The sequence below is a fragment of the Desulfatiglans parachlorophenolica genome, from assembly GCF_055394735.1.
Map to the genome: position 1 here is coordinate 601,722 of NZ_AP042460.1, position 17,769 is coordinate 619,490.

Sequence of the window (17,769 nt, forward strand, 5' to 3'; positions counted from 1 at the left end):
ATTGGAAACTAAATAGCTTGCATAGGCGCTGGTCTCTGGCTGAGGCCAGCGCCTATGCAGGAATTTCGCGAATCGTTACAAAGGGATTTCCCCATCGAGCCGATAAGCGGAGCAGGACGGGTAACCCGTAGCCATCTCGGCTCGGGGTTTTCGGCATTATCTGGAAAACCTCGACCGTTGTAAAGTTGAATATGGCTGCAGGGGCTATGCCTGCTGCCTCATAACGGGGCATGTGCGGGTGATGGCCCATCCTGGAGAGGACAAAAAACTCGGGTGCCTCCTGAAACAGCCCGCTGGACGCCGCACCCGGCAGGTCGACGGCCCGGGAAAAGCGGACCGGACATTTATGGGGAGATCGGTCAATGTCCAGCACGATCCGCACGGATCGGGATCTCTTGTATTATGCCAGGTGTTTCGAGATGGAGACTGAGACAGTGACGCCGCCTTTTGCATTGACCTCCATCCAGGCTGTGCCGCCGTGCTTTTCGGCAAGTTCCTTGATGATGGCCAATCCAAGGCCGGTGCCTTCGATTCCGTTGGACGTCTTTGTACGTGTGAAGATCTCGAAGAGGGCATCGGATGTGCTACCGGACATGCCTACGCCGTCGTCCTCCACGGCGATGATGTGAAGGTCGTCATTTTCACAGGTTGACAGGGTAATCGTGTTCAGTTTGGACCCACCGTATTTCAAGGCGTTGTCCACGATATTGCTGATGATCCTGAGCAAAGCGGTGCGGTCTGCACGAATGGAAGGCAGGTCGGGCGGCTCGACGAATCGAATGTTGCGCAGATTGAATTGAATCTCGAAATTATCGCGTACAAAACGCACCACATCTTTCAGTCGGCAGTTTTCGATATGTAAAGGGATTTCCTTTGCCGAGATATACATATTGATCTTCTGGACCAAAGAGACGAGATGCTCCGACGCCTGCAAGACCTTGTCGCAGTATTCGACGCCTTTTTCATCGAGGACCTTCCCGTATTTGTCGCGAAGCAGCTTCGTGAGGCCGTGGATGGCTATGGCGGGGCTTTTCAGGTCGTGTGAGACGGAGTAAGCGAACAGCTTGGTTTTTTCACTATGTTCCTTCAGCGCTGCCTCTGCCAGTTTCCGGTCGGTGATATCCCGCCCCACGGCCTGCAGTTCATAGGGGTGGCCCTGCTGATCGAGGATCAGGCGGTTCGTCCACCTTTGCCAGCGGATATCCCCACGGGGTGTAACGACGCGGTATTCATGGGTGATCAGAGGGTTTTGCGGCGTCAGAGAGCGCAGCGTCGCGGAGACCAGGTCACGCTCGTCCTCAGGGATCATGGGCTGAAAGGTTTTGCCGATCAACTCCCCATGCTCCTTCTCGAAGTATCGGCAGTAGGCCTCGTTGACGTAGGTCAGGGCCCCGTCGAGGCTGAAACGGCAGATCAGTTCGGTCTGGTCTTCAACGATGGCCCTGTACCGGGTTTCGCTTCTTCTCAGTTCCCTTTCCACATGCTTGCGCTCACTGATATCGCGGTTGCTGGCGCGCACACCCAACCAGGTGCCGTCCTGGTCGTAGACCGGTTGACAATAGTGGTTGATCCAGCGTTCTTCCCCCCCACAGGTAATGATCCTGAAATCGATGTTTCCGGCCTTATGCTCCACGAGTTCTTTCCGGAAGTGTTCCGCGAGCACGGGCCGGTCTTCGGGGTGCACGATGCTTGTCATCAGTTTCGGATCGTGAGTGAAATCTTCGGCATTGTAACCGGTGATCCGCTTTACAGACGGCGTTACATAGACGCATCGCCCATCGGGCCCTGTCCAGCTTTCCCAGTCCCATGTAAAGTCGGCAAAGATGCGAAATCTCGCTTCGCTCTTACGCAGGGCCTTTTCGGCCTCCATCTGCCTGTACCGGGCAAGGCCTGTTTCGGCGATGAAATGGACCAGCGCGACGTAATAATCCATGACCCGGTGCGCCTTTTCGCGGCTGATCACCGGAACGAGGTCCAGTGCCTCCAGGTATCGATCGACATCGAATTCGAACGTTTCTGCCTGTGCTTCGAAGAAATCCCGGGATGGCTCCTCCCCTTCGACAAAGAACTGGCCGTAATAAATGGTTGCCAGATGGCTTCCTGCAATGACGATGGGGGCCGCCATGTCGACCAGACCGTTTTTGCATTGATATTCGACATACGCTTCCTGGCTGATGCAGCGATTGATATAGAGATCGCTTTCCACGCATCGTTCATTGGTCTGTGGATTCACCCGGTGAAAATCCGTACAGATCTTTTGCCAACCCTTTGCCACCAGAACCTTTCCTTTCACATCGATGACAGCGATGGCCAGGTCGGTGGCTCTGTTGAAAAGCTCCATCAGCCGGTCGAGCTGATCGATATCGATCAATTCCTGAAGCGTGTACCCTATTTCTCCCACAGCAGTCGCTGGCTCCATCACATACGCTCGTTGTCCAGTTTTTCCGGGCACAGCCCGTCCTGTTCCATGCAGCGGACTGAACGCCCGTAGAGGTGCACATCCCGCTGCGGGTGTGCAAAGCCGATTCCTTCCTGATCGAACAGGAGCTTGACCCGCTCGTACAGTTCACAGCGGGCCTTGAAGAACTTCTGGTTTTCCACCCAGCCGCGGGCTGACAAGTATACCCCGTTTTCGGCCAGGGAAATGACATAGACCGTGGGGGCGGGCTTTTCCTGAACACGGGGGTCCTCTTTCAGGACGCGTATCAGAAGGGCCTTGGCCTTCAGGAGATCCTCCCGGTAGCCGATGGTTACATAGAGTCGGATCTGCCTCGTCGGGGTAAAATGGTAGTTCGAAACGATATCGTTGAAAACCATCCGGTTGGGGATAAAGAGCGTCCTGCCGTCGAAGGTCCTCAGCCGTGTGTGGAGAAAGGTCGTGGCTTCCACTTTTCCCAGAAGTCCGCCCATCTCGACCGTGTTGCCCACCTTGTAAGGAAGCGTTGGCAGATATGGCCTGAAGAGCACGATGAGGCCGATTCCTCCCAGAAGCACCACCACGAGGATCCTTCGGATAATGAGCGCGGGTACGCCGATATAGAGGAGGGTAAAGGCTGCTACCAGCATGATCAAAAAGACATTGAGGCTGAGCATCAGGATGTCGACCAGTTGCGGTTTGCCGATCGCTTTCCGAAGTCCCTGACGAGCGTGTCTGATCAACCATTGGGTTGCGATGAGGCCGAGGACCAGGATCGCCAGGGCGGTGACGATATCCTTTCCGTGAACCATCAGCAGGTCGCCGAATTTGTGGAATTCGCTAAAGGCTTGATCCATGGGACTGCCTCGACTTCGGATCGGAAGGATGGCTGAGTTCCGATCCGATAAAGGGTGCCTGCTGGTGTTGTCTTCTGACAGCGTCAACGCGGTTGGAATGCCGAACGGTTGTCGCTCCGGTTGAGGTTGCTCTGCGCGGGCGGGTTTCGGCCTCCTCGGAATCAACAGGATCAGGCCTTCGCGGCAAGGCGATCCGTCGATTGCAGCATAAGCGGAGGTGCAGCTCGACGACGAAGGCGGCCTGAAGGGGCGTAGGCAAATGGAAGCCGCTTACCGCGCAACCCTGGCCAACTCCTGGCGCAGTTCGGCCGATCCGGGATTGGAGACGGCATGGCGCACCAGGATATCGATGGGGCGTACCTCTTGGCCGTAATAGGCACGATTGGAGCTGTCGTTGACCTTGATGACCGATCCCTCGAGGTTCAGACCGGCGTAAAGCCCTTTGGATTTGGCGAACGAAACGACATCCGCCGTGATGTTGGATTTGGCGCCGGCGCCGACAGGCCCCGCCGCGATCGAAACATCTCCGCCCAGCTTGAATTCTGTGGCGTAAAACCGGTCGAGCGCCTTCTGGTTCTGGATCAGCATGATGACCTCCGCCGCTTCACCGCCGATCTGGAGGCCGAAGGTGACGCTGCCGATCATGTAAAAGGCCGGCTGGCTCCAACTGTTGGATTTTTCGTTGCGGACGAGGAGGACGCCGCTCCCGCCGGACCCGCCGAGCACAAACCCCAGTTTGACCAGGCTCGGGATGATCAGGACCGCTTTGGCCTCCTTGAGATGCGTTTGCATCCATTCCATCTGTGTGTCAGCCATGAAGGACCTGAGCGTGACAACGGATTTGTCCACCAAACCGGTTTCTTCAACGGTTTCCGCCGCCGCCGGAGCACTGAACCCTGCCACCAGCACATAGACCAGGACTGCGATTAACCAACCGATTTTTCTGTCTTTTAGATGCATGGCTCCTTCTCCTTTCCCCGTTAGAGGTGTCAAGCCGACCAACCGGGATCCTGTACGATCCATATCAACCCGTCAGACGCAGCGGCTAGCCGCTCGGCAAAACCGCCTTCGTTCAGAGGGCGTCCACCCGGTCCGAGTGGACACTAGCGATTCCGGGATAACTCGAAAGGAAAAATATACTTGAAATCCTTAGCTATCCTGACGATCTGCCAGCCGTGTTCCCGGGCTGACTGAAGGGCTTCTTCCGCACCTTGGGTGTAGCGGTATTCCCGGGTTTCGTCGTCATGGTGGAGCAGCAGACAAAGCCCGGCTCCTTTGCCTTTATCCGTGTATTCGAGCATGGCCGTATCTCCGTTGGAGTTTCCGAACGCTATGATGGGCCTCCTTCCTATGTGCAGTGCTATGTTGAGCACCTTTTCTTCACCGACATTGTACGAATTGAGCTTGTCTGTTTTGATGATCCGTTGTCCACCCGCCGTTTTTTCGAGTTCGTAGACCAGACTGCTGCCGATGACGCGTTCGACGGGAATGCCATACAGGGCCTCTGAAAAAGATCTCATGAAATCGGTGCCGCTTCCCGAAACGATAAAGATCCTGAAGTCATTGGCGCGCAGGAAGTCAAGCAGTTCCAGCATCGGCTGATAGACAAGGTCCGTATAGGGACGCTGGTAGCGCGGGTGCCGCGCCTTTTCCAACCAGGTGCGAACAGCCTCGTCGAAGGATTCGATCGTGGTGCCGGCGTAACTGATCATGAGGGTTTGCTCGAGTTCGGCTGGATGCAATGCCTGCAGGGCGGTTGGGTCGCCATCGATCACGGACTTGTAAGGTTGCTGTTCGGCGAGTTCGGTGTCGATTTCGGCGAGGGCGTGAATGCGCTCGAAGCTGAAAGCGGATTGGAAGGGGACGGGTTTTTCTGCCCAGAGGGTGCCGTCGTTGTCAAAAACGGCAATCCGTTGTTCCACCGGGACGTAATCGGGGCTTTCAGGCCGACCGACGTCTCGAACGAAGGCCAGGATCTTCTCCTTGACGGGCCCCGGGTTCCAGGAGGGAAGGGGATCCTTGCAGGACAGGGTGGCGGTCAGGGCTGTCATGGGGAAGAGTACGACGCACAGAAGAGTGAGAAGTGTCACTGACAATCGGTATGGGGTGATCCCTGTTTTCATAAAACCTCCAGGTCGATGAAATGGAGCGGGACGGTGTCGCTGTGCCGGCTTAAACCCTGTCGGCGCGGCCGGGGTGGTGCAGCGAAGCGATGGAAGCACCATCCGCCTCCCAACGGTTGAAGGGGCACAGAGGACAGGGTGTCCAATCCCCCTTTCCCGGCGCAGGAGTCCAGGAATGGGCGAGTCCCTGGACGGTTTCCTTGGAGATGGGTATTTTTATGTCGCAGGAGGCGAACATCCAGGTACCGGGGGCAACGATGATTGCCAGCAGCATGATGAAAGAGGCTTGCAAGTCGCCCATCTCTCTTCAGGTCTCCGAGGGCATTCATTGCCATCGGGAATTGCGGTTTCCGAGGGAGCGAGGCTTCCGGGAAAGGGCGGTTCTGCCTGCCCGTAAGATCATTTTCTGAGGGGCGCGTTTTCCAGGGCTTACCCGGGAAAGGCTATGACCCGCTCATGGCCGCACCATTGGAGCCGGAGCGCGGCGTTTTGTTTCGATGAAAAGGCCCATGCCAGGCGCTGCTTTAACTTTTTACCTGCTTTTTCAAGTATCTGTCAAGCTTATATCCAGCAGACCGTCGTTTTCCGAATCGCCCCCACCCTCCGCGGAGTGATGCTGCCTGTGGGTGTACCGAGGATCCGGCCGCCCTCTTCATTGGGAGAGGAGAAAGCGCCCCTCATACCGCAGATAATCCTCGATGGTCGACCGATGGACCGGCACGATATCTCGGGGCGGATCCTGGACCGGGAAGAAACGCAGGCTGGAGCCTTCGATTCCATCGGCACGCGGGGTGCCGCGCCACTCTCGTACGATGAAGGCCAGGGCGAAGCACTGGACCTCGTCCCGGTTCGGATAGGCGAACTTCTGTTGTGGACCGCAATAAAGAGCCATGGGCTCGGCGCTGACTACCTCCAGAGCGGTCTCTTCCTCCACTTCACGCCGGAGCGCAGCGAGGGGGGTTTCGTCCAGTTCTACCGAGCCGCCGGGGACCCCCCACAGGCCGTTGTCTTTACGGCGTTGAAACAGGATATCTCCGGTTCCGTTCACAATGATCGCCCGCACGCCGGGGACAAACATTCTCCGGGATCCGACCAGCTTGCGCATTTCTCCGGCATAACTCATCGTCACTACGTCCGTTGTCTCTTTTCCTCGTGTGATCATGCCGGCACGGCCTGCAGGCAACAGCCGGCGAAGTCTCGGTCTTCCCATGGGGTCGGCGATGGGACCGCTCCAGGCGGCCACTGCAATCCGTCGTACCCCCCCCTGAATTCGAAAAGGCTCCGGGTATGCCCTGCGCCGCGATGGTGCGATTGCAGGACGATTCTATCCGATCGGGTCAGTCCTGTAAAGCAAGGGCTGTCGACCCCATCCCGCGCCGGCAGTCAGACACACGGCGGGCGGCAGGAAGTGAGAGGGTGAAACGGCTCAAGAGCATCGGAAGTTTGGGATCGGTGCCTACCGTGCAGGGCGGGAATGCTCAGAAAAAAGGGCAGAGATCGTCGTCTTTCCCATATTCTCTAAGTTGGGGAAGATGCTTTCCTCGGCGCTTTCCGGGTAATAAAGACAACTCCCACACTATGGCATGCCGCTTGCTTTTCTGCGCCGAAAGTACTTGGCAGGAACTCGCCGCCAAAGGAGGCAGACCGCCTGGAGGTCTGTGCTCCGGCTTGTGCCAAAGGGTTGAAGCCGGCCGTTTTACAAATAGGCTCTTGTAACGATTATCGAGCATTGCAACAGGGAGGATCTGCATGAAATCAGCAATTGGCTTATACCTGTCCAGAGGGTTATGCCGTGTTCTGACGGGCGCTGCGGTGTTCGCTTTCCTTGTATTTTCACCCGGTCTGATCTACGCAGCCGGGGCGTGGAAGTCCGTAGGTTCCATGCATGAGAGTCGTTTCGCCCACACGGCGACCCTTCTGCCCGACGGGACGGTCATGGTGGCTGGAGGGATGCTGGACTACGAGGAGTACGGCGGGGTTGTCAAGAGCGTGGAGATTTATGACCCTTCAACCGGCACATGGGAGCGGACCGGGGCTATGAAGACGCAGCGGTCTCACCACACGGCGACCTTGCTGCCTGATGGCCGGGTCCTGGTCGTAGGCGGATGGAAGGCCGCGGATTACGGGGCAACGCTCAAATCGGCCGAGGTTTACGACCCGATCACGGGAACCTGGAGCGATGCCGGTTCTCTCGAGCAGCCCAGGATGGAGCATACGGCGACGCTCCTGAGGGACGGCCGGGTTCTCATAGCCGGCGGCAGAATCGATTCCATGTATCCTGTAGCGAAGGCGGAGATCTTCGATCCCACGACGGGTACATGGAGTCGAGCGGCCGATCTGACGATTCAGCGGGGATCGCATACGGCGACGCTCCTGCAGGACGGCCGGGTGTTCATCTTCGGGGGCGCGACAACCGAACGGGAACATTCGACTGAGAGCGGCGACCTTTTCGATCCGATTTCGGAGACATGGACCCCTTCTGCACCCCTGGAGGACGTTCCCCTTGTGGAGGGGTGCGCCGTCCAACTCCCCGATTTCGGCGGGTTGGTTATGTTGGTGGGTGGGAGCGGCGGCGCCGGGTATCTGCTTCAGCCTCAGTTCTACATGCCCCGAGCCGATCGATGGATCGGCAGCAACGCCCCCACGGTGCATCCGCGCCTGCAATTTTCGTTGACCCTCCTTCCGGACGGGACCGTTCTGGCGGCGGGGGGGTGCAGCAGAGAAGGATATCCGGATTCGGAGTGCTTCGATCCGTTGACGCTTCGATGGCATAAAGCCGGTCCTATGAATGTGAATCGCAAGCTTCATACGGCGACGTTGCTTCCCGACGGGACCGTTCTGGCGGTGGGGGGTGTGCGGGGAGCGGATGTCCTGGCATCGGCCGAGATCTATGCACCGGAGAAACGGGTCGAGGCGCGAAGGGCCATGAGTCTGCAGAGGGCGAGGGCGTATCACACGGCAACGCTCCTCCCACAGGGGCAAGTGCTCGCAGCGGGGGGCGAAGACCACCTGGGGCAACCGCTGAGAAGCGTCGAAATCTTCAACCCTTTGATCGGACATTGGCATACAGTGGCTCCGATGGGCCTTGGTCGAACGTCCCACAGCGCCTTTCTGCTCCCGGGCGGGGCCGTTCTTGTTTGCGGTGGGCGCGCTGTGAAAGGTCCAACGGAAGGATCGGAGCTGTTCGATCCCTTGACGAAATCCTGGCATCCGGTTGGGGACATGTCGATGGCGAGGATGGATTTTGCGGGTACGGCGCTTTCTGAAGGTGGCATCCTCGTCACCGGCGGCCTGGGCAAAGGGGGCATGCTCCGCGAAACAGAGACATTCGATCCGTATATGATGAAATGGATGCCGTCAGGGGAGATGAGTCATCCGCGCTGCCGGCATACGGTGACGCTCCTTCGAGATGGCAGGGTGCTGGCTGCGGGCGGCACTGGCCCCTTTGGCCCGACCGGGACCGCCGAACTCTATGACCCGGCGACCTGCTCCTGGTTTGAGACAGGGCAGTTGATCTTTCCGCGTACCGACCACAGCGCGGTCCTCCTGCCGGACGGGAGTGTGCTGGTTACCGGGGGCTGCGATGCAGGCGGCTTCGTAGCGGCGGCCGAACGGTTCGATCCGACTACGGGTGTCTGGTCAGGAGTGGGTGAACTTTCCGTTGCGCGTAGCGGGCATGTCTCCCTGATATTGCGTGACGGCAGGGCTGTGGTCCTGGGTGGGGAGAGCGCCAGAGGGCCGGTGGCGATGGTGGAGATGTTTTTACCCGGTACAGGGGCCTGGGCTCGGGTGGGCGAGTCGATCGATCGCCGGAGCGGTTTAGCGGCGGCCCTTCTCCTCAATGGAGATGTGATGCTTTGCGGGGGATCTCTTCGTAAAGGCAGTCTTCTGGGGACGTCGGAGACGCTGGATTTCGAATCCCACCGAAAGATGGCCATCCAGCCTTGCATCGAGACCGTCGAATCACCGCTTCAACTGGGGGAGCCCTTGTTTGTAACGGGAACAGGCTTCAGGGGCACCGGCCTGACGGAGGCGTCGGGAGGGGATTTCCGAGGGTCGCCGACCAACTACCCGCTGGTCCAACTGCGGAATATGGCCAGCGGCTATGCGAAGTGGTTGTTCCCTGACCCCGAAAATCCTTTTACCGATCGGGCATTCCACTCGGCAATCGTCGAAGGGTTCCCGGAGGGTTTTGCGATGGTCACTGTTTATGTCAACGGTTGTCCGAGTCGCTCGAAGGTTGTGGCGGTCAGTGGATCGCTGTTGCCCGTTTTCGACACGGACGAAATGGATTCAGCACGGCCTCCAATCTCCGAGGTTTGTCATGACCCCGTATCCTGGAACACCCACCGGATTCAGGCATTCTAATAACGGCGGCGTTTCTGAGACGAATTGTTGATTGCAGGGCGGCCCGGTTTTTGGTATCTTTAGATCCAAACTGGCCGCCCTGATGCTTCTCTGGGACAGCGGCTGTGTTTCGGCGACAGGGGTTCCATCCCGAAAGAGGGGGCGATGGGGTATAACCCTTACCGGCCATCCGTTCGGATCTGCCCGGAGAATCCTCTTTGTTGGGTTGGAAACCCCTTCTCACGCCCTAGAATCATCATTCATCCAAACATTCAATGGCTGACGATGTGCAGATGAACGCGGCCCAAACGGCCTCGATCAAGGACGATGCGGGTTGGACAGGCCCTTAGGCCGATCGGAGAGGCCGTTGTGCAATCCGGTCGATCCTGCTTTCACCGCCTGGCTGGAACTTCCTGAGGAGGGTATGAGATGAAAATGATCCGTTTAGCGGCGACTGCCTGCATGGGTATCATGATGGCCCTGGTGACGGCGGGGTGCGCCCCGAGCCTATCCAGCAACGTATACTCCCGGGATGAAGCGAAGCAGGTCCAGGTAGCCCATGAGGGCACCGTGGTCATGGTCAGGGGCGTACAGATCGAGGGCACGCATTCCGGCATCGGGGCCATCGCCGGGGGCATCCTGGGCTACGGGATTGGAAGCACCATCGGGGGCGGAACCGGACAGACCCTTGCCAGGGCCGCCGGAACGGTTGCCGGGGCCTTGGCCGGTGGGGCCGCCGAGGAAGGCGCTACTCGGCAGAACGGTCTGGAGATTACGGTGAAGCTGGACAATGGTGAGGTGGTCTCGATCGTCCAGGCCGCCGATGTGCCGTTTGCGAAGGGCGACCGGGTGACGGTTCTGCGGAGGCCCGACGGCAGCGCCAGGGTCTTGCAGTGAAACAGGCGTTGGGACAGGGGGGAGCGGGATGGCTTCGGGCAGAATTCTCTGTGTGCTTGCGGCGGCGGTCTTTTTGACATGGTTGTATGGCTGTTCGGGTTCTTCGGATAGGGCGGCGGAACTCAAGCAATTTCCGGTCGATCGACTGGAAGGTATGATCAGCCGGGACGACATCAGTCTGGACACCGCCAAGAGCAGTGACGGTAACGGGTCGATCCGCATCGACGCCCAGGGTCCGCGATTGGTCCGGCTTTATGAAATCGGGGATATGGATGTGGAGGAGGCCCGCGTCGTATATCAGGCGAAGCTCAGCACAGAAGACCTCGAGGGGCGGACATACCTCGAGATGTGGTGTCATTTCCCGGATGGCGGCGAGTATTTTTCGAGGAGTCTTCAATCGTCGCTGAGCGGAACGAACGGCTGGGTCACGGTTGAAACCCCTTTTTTGCTTCAGGCAGGCCAGAATCCCGACAATATCCGTTTGAACGTGGTCATCGAAGGCGCGGGAACGGTTTGGGTGGACGATATTCACCTCTACATGGCGCCCTTGGGTTGACGATCGACCGGCGGGGTTAACCCGGGCATTCCCGGCAGTTGGTGTCCATCCGGAAATGATTGTCCAGTACGAGCAGGTCTCCAATCCGGTTGGCTTCGGCCTTGAAGAAGAAAGACGCTTCGAGGCCGTTTATGAGGCGGAATACTTTTAAGCTAATCATATAGGCACTTGTTTTTATCCGATTTTTGGAATCACGCAGCGATTTTTCTTCCCTATTTAGCTAGTTTCCATCCGGAAATGATTTCCCGGTACAACCCGGTTTCCAATCCGGAAATGATTTCGCGGTAGAACCCAGTTTCCAATCCGGAAATGAGGATTTTTGGCCAATATCAAGGAAATCAAGCGTTTGTGCGGAGGCGACCTGTAGGTCGCCGCACAAGCAAACGTGCAGATCGACGCCGAGATTGGCCAAAAAGACCATTTCCGGATGGAAACTATCTATGACCCCGGACTGCCGTGCGGGAAAGCGGGTCGAAACACACCAACCGGCAACCAAATGTTTTCTTGGAAGGTCCTTCATCCACCTGGTTTCCTGAACAGAATTCACTAAACAGAGCCAACTCACAACCGGTTCAATACCACCCATCAGGACAGGGGGCAGCCCTTGGCCATCAAGAAGGCACTCCTCGCGGCCCTGTTAGTCGGTGCAGCCGGCATCCTTGTCTTTCCCTGGTCGCTTCAGGTGGAGGAAGATATCGGGCTGGGCCTGCTTTTCAGACTCAGAGGGCATAAGCGTCCTCCTCCCCAAGTCTGTGTCGTTGCCCTTGACCGGGCCTCGGCGCACGCCATGGGCCTCCCGGATAAACCTTACCTGTGGCCGCGCCCGCTTCATGCCCTGCTGGTGGAAAAGCTCAATGCCCTGGGGGCAGCTGTGATCGTGTTCGACATCCTTTTCGAGGAGTGCCGGCCGGACGAGGACAGGGGGTTTGCCGCAGCCATGGATAAGGGTCGCAATGTGGTGCTGTGCCAGTCCATCCGTCAGCAGTCCGTAACGATCAGAAATGCGGAAGGAAAGGAGATCGGCTTCGCGAACCTCGAAACGCTGGTATCTCCAAGCGAATCCCTGGTCCATTCGGCAGCGGCCCTCGCACCGTTTCCGCTGCCGAGACTACCTCTCCGCTTGAACCAGTTCTGGACCCTGAAGGAGTCTGCTGGTGATGTGCCGACGTTGCCGACAGTGGCTTTCCAGGTGTTCGCTCTGGATGTCAACGCGGAATTCCTGGAACTTCTGGGCCATTTCTGTCCGGACGAGGCGGCGAAATGGAGCGCCGCTCCTGCTTGGCCGCAGGACGCTGAGGGCTTTGCCGACCGGATCGGGGAGATCAAGAGGCTCTTTTTGCAGAGGCCGGCTCTATCCCGTAAGTTGCTGGATTCGTTGGAGGAGGAATCGCATCGATACTCGGCCGCAGCTCTGGACCCTGGCCGCCTGCAGAGGCTGAGGTCGCTCATCCGGATGTACGGGAGGGGCCCGAACTGCTACCTCAATCATTTCGGCCCGGCGGGGGCCTTTCAAACCCTCTCCTTTCACAAGATGATCCAGCCGGGCGCCGACCTTGGGAATTTCATCCCGGCGGGGGGGCGAATGGCCTTTTTCGTCGGCATGAGCGAGAGTCTTCGCCCTCAACGAAAGGATGGTTTCGATACGGTCTTCTCGCTGGCGAGCGGCGCAGATGTGAGCGGGGTCGAAATCGCAGCCACGGCCTTCGCAAACCTGCTGCAGGACCATTGCGTCGAGCCCTTGCCGGCGATGCTGCGCCTGGCCGTGATCGGCTGCACCGGGGCGGCACTGGGGTTGCTCTGTTTTCTGTTGCCTGCGTTTTCCGCTGCAGTTGCTGCGCTGTTTTTCGGCGGCGCCTACTTTCTTTTTGCGTTGCACCGCTTCGATCAGGCAGCGGCTTGGTGGCCGCTGATCCTTCCTCTCGGCTTCCAGCTGCCGGTCGCTTTTTTCGCCAGTATTCTCTGGAAATATGGGGCGGTGCACAAAGAGAGGCGGAAGATACGGGAGGCGTTCGGATACTATCTGCCGAACGGTGTCGTGGACGGCTTGCTGAAGGACTTGTCCATGGACGAGATATCCGGCCGGGTCGTTTATGGGATATGCCTGTTTACGGACGCCGAAAGCTACACCTGCCTTTCGGAGTCCATGGATCCTCAGTCGCTCAACCGGCTCATGAACCGTTATTTCGATGCCCTTTTCGAGCCCGTGAGGCGTTATGGCGGGTTTGTGGCGGAGGTGATCGGAGACGGGATGCTCGCTATCTGGACCACTGCTCGGCCGGAGGCCGACCTCTGTGAAAAGGCCTGCATGGCGGCGCTCGAAATCAGCGAAGCGGTGGCGTCGTTCGGCGGCTCCCCAGGGGGGATGGCCATGCCGACCCGGATCGGCCTTCACGGCGGCTATATTTATCTCGGCAATGTCGGTGCCAGAGGTCACTATGCCTACCGTCCGGTTGGTGATATTGTCAATACGGCGTCCCGGATAGAGGGGCTGAATAAATTCCTTCTGACGCGTACGCTCGCCTCCGAAGAGGTGGTAGGCCAGGTCGAAGGGGTCCTGGCGCGAGAGGTGGGCTGTTTTGTCCTGGCCGGAAAGTCCCATGCAGTCCGGATCTACGAACTGCTCGGCCGGAAGGAGGATGCCGATGACAGGCTCCTCAGTCTGTGCGCCGTTTTTTCGCGCGGATTGGAGGCCTTTCGAAGGCAGTCCTGGGAAAAGGCTTTGAGGCTGTTCGGGGAGTGCAGGAGCATTGGTGGTGAAGATGGTCCCAGTCGATTCTATATGGAAATCGTGCGGGGATACATGGCTTCGCCGCCGGCTGTAGATTGGGAAGGGAGTATCTCTCTGGATCGCAAATAGTCCCCATCCGGAAATGATTGGATCCTGTCTTTCCGGAAAAGAACAGGTCAGTCCCTGATAGGCATTACCGGCTGGATAAGGAGGGACCCGATGCGATGTTCGAGATGCCGCCCCTTCATGACAACGGTTTTGTGGCTTTCCCTGATCCTGGGGCAGGCAACCTGGGCAGGCGGGGAGTCACGGGAGCGCTGTGCCGGGGTGTCGGGCAGGGTCGTGTCGGTACAGGGCCGCGTCGAGATCCTCATGCAAGGTGATGCCGCATGGTCTCCGGTCGTCATGAACGATCTTTGCTGCCCGGGCGACATGATCAGGGTCGACCGGCACAGCCGGGCGGCCTTGCTGCTACCGAACGAGACGGTCTTGCGCCTCGATCAGCAGACCACCCTTACGCTGATGGCCCTTGAAAAGGAGGAGGCGTCGATCATCGATCTGATCAGCGGGGTGGTGTATTTCTTCAGCCGAATCCCCCGCAGCTTGACGTTCTTCACCCCTTTTGTAAATGGCGGGGTCGAAGGAACGGAGTTTCTGGTTCAGGTCACAGCCCATGAGGCCCTGGTGACGGTTTACGCCGGCAAAGTCCGATTGACCAATCCGGTGGGAGGGCTCGATCTCGGGAGCAACCAATCGGCGGCGGCGCCCGCTGGGAAGGCGCCCATCAGACGGGTCCTGGTGCATCCCCGCGATGCGGTGCAATGGTCCCTTTATTATCCCCCGATCCTTGACGAATTCGGGCTGAAAAGGCCTGGACAAAGTCCCGGGTCGCTCTCGGTCTGGATGCCGCCTATCCATGACACGGCGCGGGGAGACGACGCGGGAAGCTTACTCTCCGGCCTTTATCGGGTTCCACCCGAGGGTTACCGGCCGGATCTTCTGGCTTGGCGCGCCTCGCTCGCTCTGGAGGTCGGGCGCGTGGACGAAGCACTCCAGGACCTGACGGACGCGCTCGGCCGGAATCCCGGGTTCGCGCCGGCCCTGGCCTTGCGGGCGCTGATAGCCGTCGTACAGAACGATCACGATGCCGCCGTTCGTTGGGTCGAGAGGGCGCTCGAAGCCGATCCGCAGTCGGCCACGGTGTTGTTGGCTGCATCCTATGTGGAGCAGGCTCGATTCGACATCGAGGGGGCATTGAAGAGCGCGGAAAAGGCCGCACAGACAACCCCGTCGAGCGGCTTGGTCTGGGCGCGTCTTGCAGAGTTGAGGCTCATGACCGGCGATCACGGAGGTGCTCTGGACGCAGCGGAAAGGTCGATCGCTCTGTGTCCGGATCCGGCGCGGCATCAGGCGATCCTCGGGTTCGTCTATTTGAATGAGACGGCCTTGGCGAAGGCGACGGAGGCCTTCGAGCAGGCCATGAAGCTCGATCCGGCCGATCCGCTTCCGAGAATGGGCCTGGGCCTGGCGAAGATACGGGGAGGTGACCTCGACGGCGGAAGGCAGGAAATCGAGATTGCGGTCGGATTGGATCCAGGTAATGCGCTTTTCAGGAGCTATCTTGCAAAGGCCTATTACGACGAAAAACGGGACAGGCTGGCGGCCGAGCAGCTACGCGCGGCAAAAATGCTGGATCCGCTCGATCCGACCCCCTGGTTTTACGATGCGATTCGTAAACAGAGCCTCAACCGGCCCGTGGAGGCGATGGATGATCTGCAGCGATCCATCGATCTAAATGACCATCGAGCGGTCTATCGGTCGAGACTGCTGCTCGATCAGGATCTGGCGGCGCGCAGTGCAGGACTTGCCCGCATCTATGGGGACCTCGGTTTTGAACAACTGGGGCTGGTGGAAGGGTGGCGGTCGGTCCACGCCGACCCTGCCGATTATTCCGCCCACCGGTTTCTGGCCGACTCCTATGTTGGACTTCCCAGCCATGAAATCGCACGGGTGAGCGAATGGCTTCAGTCGCAACTGCTCCAGCCTCTGAACGTAACCCCCGTTTCGCCGCGGCTGGCTGAAAGCGATCTCTACGTGCTGGAAGGGGCCGGTCCGTCGGACGGCGGCTATAACGAGTTCAACCCACTGTTCGCCCGGAACCGCCTTGCCCTTCAGGCAAGCGGGGTCGCAGCCGGGAATGAAGGCTGGGGCAGTGAGCTTATCCAGTCAGGTATTTCTGACGGGCTCTCCTACAGCGTGGGCCAATACCATTACCAAACCAGCGGGTTTCGACCCAACAACGATTTCATCGAAAACGTGACGAACGTTTTTCTTCAGACCAGCCTGTCACCCGACACGAACGTTCAGATGGAATGGCGTATCAGGAATACGCATTCCGGCGACCTTACGCTCGGGTTCGACCCGGAGACTTATCTCGAAAATCTGCGACAGGGCGAGGACGGGCTTTTTCTGCGGTTCGGCCTGCGTCGCACGCTGAAACCGGGTTCGGATCTGATCGCGTCCCTGATCTTTCAGAATCTGGATTGGGATCTGGGGTTCAGGGAGCCGGTTATGCCCGGCCTGGATTTTTTCAGCCAGTCGTCGGGTGACAACCGGGGGGTCATCGGCGAGGTGCAGCATCTCTACAGGAAATCGACTTTCAGCCTCGTGAGCGGCCTAGGCCGCTTCACTGGCAAGAGCCGGCTGGCGATGGCCACCGGCTTCGAATCGCCCTCGTTTCCTCCCTGGGGCTGCACCAGAGTGGAGGAGGCCGACCTTCATCATGATAATATCTACTCCTACGCTACCCTGCGCTACCCTCACAATATCGCGTGGACCTTTGGGGCGAGCGCGGATCACTATAAGGGCGAACTGGATAGCAAGACGCAGCTCAACCCGAAATTGGGTGTGATTTACCGGCCTTTTACGGATACGACCCTGCGGGCGGCGGCCTTCAGGACGCTCAAAAGAACCCTGATAGCGAATCAGACGGTGGAGCCGACGCAGATCGCAGGGTTCAATCAGTTCTTCGATGATGCGAACGGTGCAGATTCCTGGCGCTTCGGCCTGGCGATCGACCAGCGTCTGGCAAAGCGGCTCTTCTCCGGCATCGAGGCCTCGAAACGAAAGATTGCCTATGCCTACCAGGATTTCCGGACGCTCTGCCAGCCGCCTTCTGTCGGGGATGCGGATTGGGAGGAAGAAGTCCTCCGGGGTTATCTTTACTGGGCCCCGCACAAGAGGTTTTCGGCGACGGCGGAGCTGCGCTACGACAAGCGCACGACCGATCCCGAATACCCCGGAGGGGGATATTTCACCGCACTGGAGATGCGTCAGCTCCCTTTCGGAATTCACTTCTTTCACCCTTCCGGTTTCGGCTCCGAGCTTATCCTCACGCATGTCGATCAGACCGGCACATTCGGCGATCCGAAATTCGCGCCTGCTCATGAGGAACGCGAAACATTCTGGGTCATGGATGTTGCTCTTCACTACCGGTTTCCGAAGAGAAGGGGCATCGTGAGCATGGGCGTGAAGAACTGTTTTGACGAATCGTTCAGATATTACGACCCCGACGCGACCAACCCCACGATCTACCCCGAGCGGCTCTGGTTTGTCCGGATGACGCTTACGTTCTGAAGGGGATAGGGCACCTGTGGACGCGGGGGCGCAGCGGTGAAGAAAAACCCTCATCTCTTGATTGGAAACTTGGTCGTGCCGCAGAATCATCTCTGGATGGATACTTGTGAGAATGGGCGTTGGGAAGGGGGTGAACGGTCATGTGCGATGAAAGAATGGCCTGCTGAGGTGTGGTCCGGGGATGGTGGAGCCAATCGGCGGGATGGACC

Annotated in this window: 12 protein-coding genes; 5 read left to right on the forward strand and 7 right to left on the reverse strand. The window is 58.6% G+C overall.

Going from position 1 to position 17,769, the window contains the following annotated elements:
- Positions 1 to 400 precede the first annotated feature (400 nt).
- The 6 genes from ACZ500_RS02855 to ACZ500_RS02880 form a co-directional block, all read right to left on the reverse strand.
- Positions 401 to 2,419, reverse strand: a complete 2,019-nt coding sequence (locus tag ACZ500_RS02855; protein WP_464231027.1) for a PocR ligand-binding domain-containing protein — start codon at positions 2,417 to 2,419, stop codon at positions 401 to 403.
- The gene (locus ACZ500_RS02860; protein ID WP_464231028.1) at positions 2,419 to 3,273 is read right to left on the reverse strand and encodes a mechanosensitive ion channel family protein; all 855 of its coding nucleotides are present in this window, start codon (positions 3,271 to 3,273) and stop codon (positions 2,419 to 2,421) included. The genes ACZ500_RS02855 and ACZ500_RS02860 overlap by 1 nt, the downstream gene beginning before the upstream one ends.
- 270 nt (positions 3,274 to 3,543) lie before the next feature.
- Positions 3,544 to 4,233: a lipid-binding SYLF domain-containing protein gene (locus ACZ500_RS02865; protein ID WP_464231029.1), complete on the reverse strand. Its 690-nt coding sequence runs from the start codon at positions 4,231 to 4,233 to the stop codon at positions 3,544 to 3,546.
- A 143-nt stretch (positions 4,234 to 4,376) separates the two neighbouring features.
- A complete protein-coding gene (locus ACZ500_RS02870; RefSeq protein ID WP_464231030.1) occupies positions 4,377 to 5,396 on the reverse strand; it encodes an HAD family hydrolase in 1,020 nt (339 codons plus the stop codon).
- A 49-nt stretch (positions 5,397 to 5,445) separates the two neighbouring features.
- A complete protein-coding gene (locus tag ACZ500_RS02875) occupies positions 5,446 to 5,697 on the reverse strand; it encodes a hypothetical protein (protein WP_464231031.1) in 252 nt (83 codons plus the stop codon).
- A gap of 351 nt (positions 5,698 to 6,048) precedes the next feature.
- Entirely contained in the window at positions 6,049 to 6,558 is a 510-nt protein-coding gene (locus ACZ500_RS02880; protein WP_464231032.1) for an NUDIX hydrolase, read from the reverse strand.
- 587 nt (positions 6,559 to 7,145) lie between these two features.
- On the opposite strand from ACZ500_RS02880, the gene ACZ500_RS02885 reads away from it, so the two are divergent.
- The 3 genes from ACZ500_RS02885 to ACZ500_RS02895 all read left to right on the forward strand — a co-directional run bounded on the left by ACZ500_RS02885 (position 7,146) and on the right by ACZ500_RS02895 (position 11,196).
- Positions 7,146 to 9,764, forward strand: a complete 2,619-nt coding sequence (locus tag ACZ500_RS02885) for a Kelch repeat-containing protein (RefSeq protein WP_464231033.1) — start codon at positions 7,146 to 7,148, stop codon at positions 9,762 to 9,764.
- A gap of 408 nt (positions 9,765 to 10,172) precedes the next feature.
- Positions 10,173 to 10,640 (forward strand): outer membrane lipoprotein, encoded by a 468-nt coding sequence (locus ACZ500_RS02890; protein ID WP_464231034.1) that lies wholly within the window; start codon positions 10,173 to 10,175, stop codon positions 10,638 to 10,640.
- Positions 10,641 to 10,668: 28 nt separating this feature from the next.
- On the forward strand, positions 10,669 to 11,196 hold the full coding sequence (locus tag ACZ500_RS02895) for a hypothetical protein (RefSeq protein ID WP_464231035.1): 528 nt from the start codon (positions 10,669 to 10,671) through the stop codon (positions 11,194 to 11,196).
- Positions 11,197 to 11,416: 220 nt separating this feature from the next.
- Here ACZ500_RS02895 and ACZ500_RS02900 read toward each other — a convergent pair whose 3' ends face one another.
- Positions 11,417 to 11,617: a hypothetical protein gene (locus ACZ500_RS02900; protein ID WP_464231036.1), complete on the reverse strand. Its 201-nt coding sequence runs from the start codon at positions 11,615 to 11,617 to the stop codon at positions 11,417 to 11,419.
- Between the two features lie 183 nt (positions 11,618 to 11,800).
- On the opposite strand from ACZ500_RS02900, the gene ACZ500_RS02905 reads away from it, so the two are divergent.
- Positions 11,801 to 14,053, forward strand: a complete 2,253-nt coding sequence (locus ACZ500_RS02905) for a CHASE2 domain-containing protein (RefSeq protein WP_464231037.1) — start codon at positions 11,801 to 11,803, stop codon at positions 14,051 to 14,053.
- Between the two features lie 90 nt (positions 14,054 to 14,143).
- Positions 14,144 to 17,560 (forward strand): tetratricopeptide repeat protein, encoded by a 3,417-nt coding sequence (locus ACZ500_RS02910; protein WP_464231038.1) that lies wholly within the window; start codon positions 14,144 to 14,146, stop codon positions 17,558 to 17,560.
- Positions 17,561 to 17,769: the final 209 nt, after the last annotated feature.

Coding starts and splice junctions, on each gene's coding strand:
- ACZ500_RS02865 (WP_464231029.1), bottom strand. CDS start 4,233: ATGCATCTAAAAGACAGAAAAATCGGTTGGTTAATCGCAGTCCTGGTC.
- ACZ500_RS02880 (WP_464231032.1), bottom strand. CDS start 6,558: ATGATCACACGAGGAAAAGAGACAACGGACGTAGTGACGATGAGTTAT.
- ACZ500_RS02860 (WP_464231028.1), bottom strand. CDS start 3,273: ATGGATCAAGCCTTTAGCGAATTCCACAAATTCGGCGACCTGCTGATG.
- ACZ500_RS02870 (WP_464231030.1), bottom strand. CDS start 5,396: ATGAAAACAGGGATCACCCCATACCGATTGTCAGTGACACTTCTCACT.
- ACZ500_RS02910 (WP_464231038.1), top strand. CDS start 14,144: ATGCGATGTTCGAGATGCCGCCCCTTCATGACAACGGTTTTGTGGCTT.
- ACZ500_RS02890 (WP_464231034.1), top strand. CDS start 10,173: ATGAAAATGATCCGTTTAGCGGCGACTGCCTGCATGGGTATCATGATG.
- ACZ500_RS02855 (WP_464231027.1), bottom strand. CDS start 2,419: ATGGAGCCAGCGACTGCTGTGGGAGAAATAGGGTACACGCTTCAGGAA.
- ACZ500_RS02875 (WP_464231031.1), bottom strand. CDS start 5,697: ATGGGCGACTTGCAAGCCTCTTTCATCATGCTGCTGGCAATCATCGTT.
- ACZ500_RS02895 (WP_464231035.1), top strand. CDS start 10,669: ATGGCTTCGGGCAGAATTCTCTGTGTGCTTGCGGCGGCGGTCTTTTTG.
- ACZ500_RS02885 (WP_464231033.1), top strand. CDS start 7,146: ATGAAATCAGCAATTGGCTTATACCTGTCCAGAGGGTTATGCCGTGTT.
- ACZ500_RS02900 (WP_464231036.1), bottom strand. CDS start 11,617: ATGGTCTTTTTGGCCAATCTCGGCGTCGATCTGCACGTTTGCTTGTGC.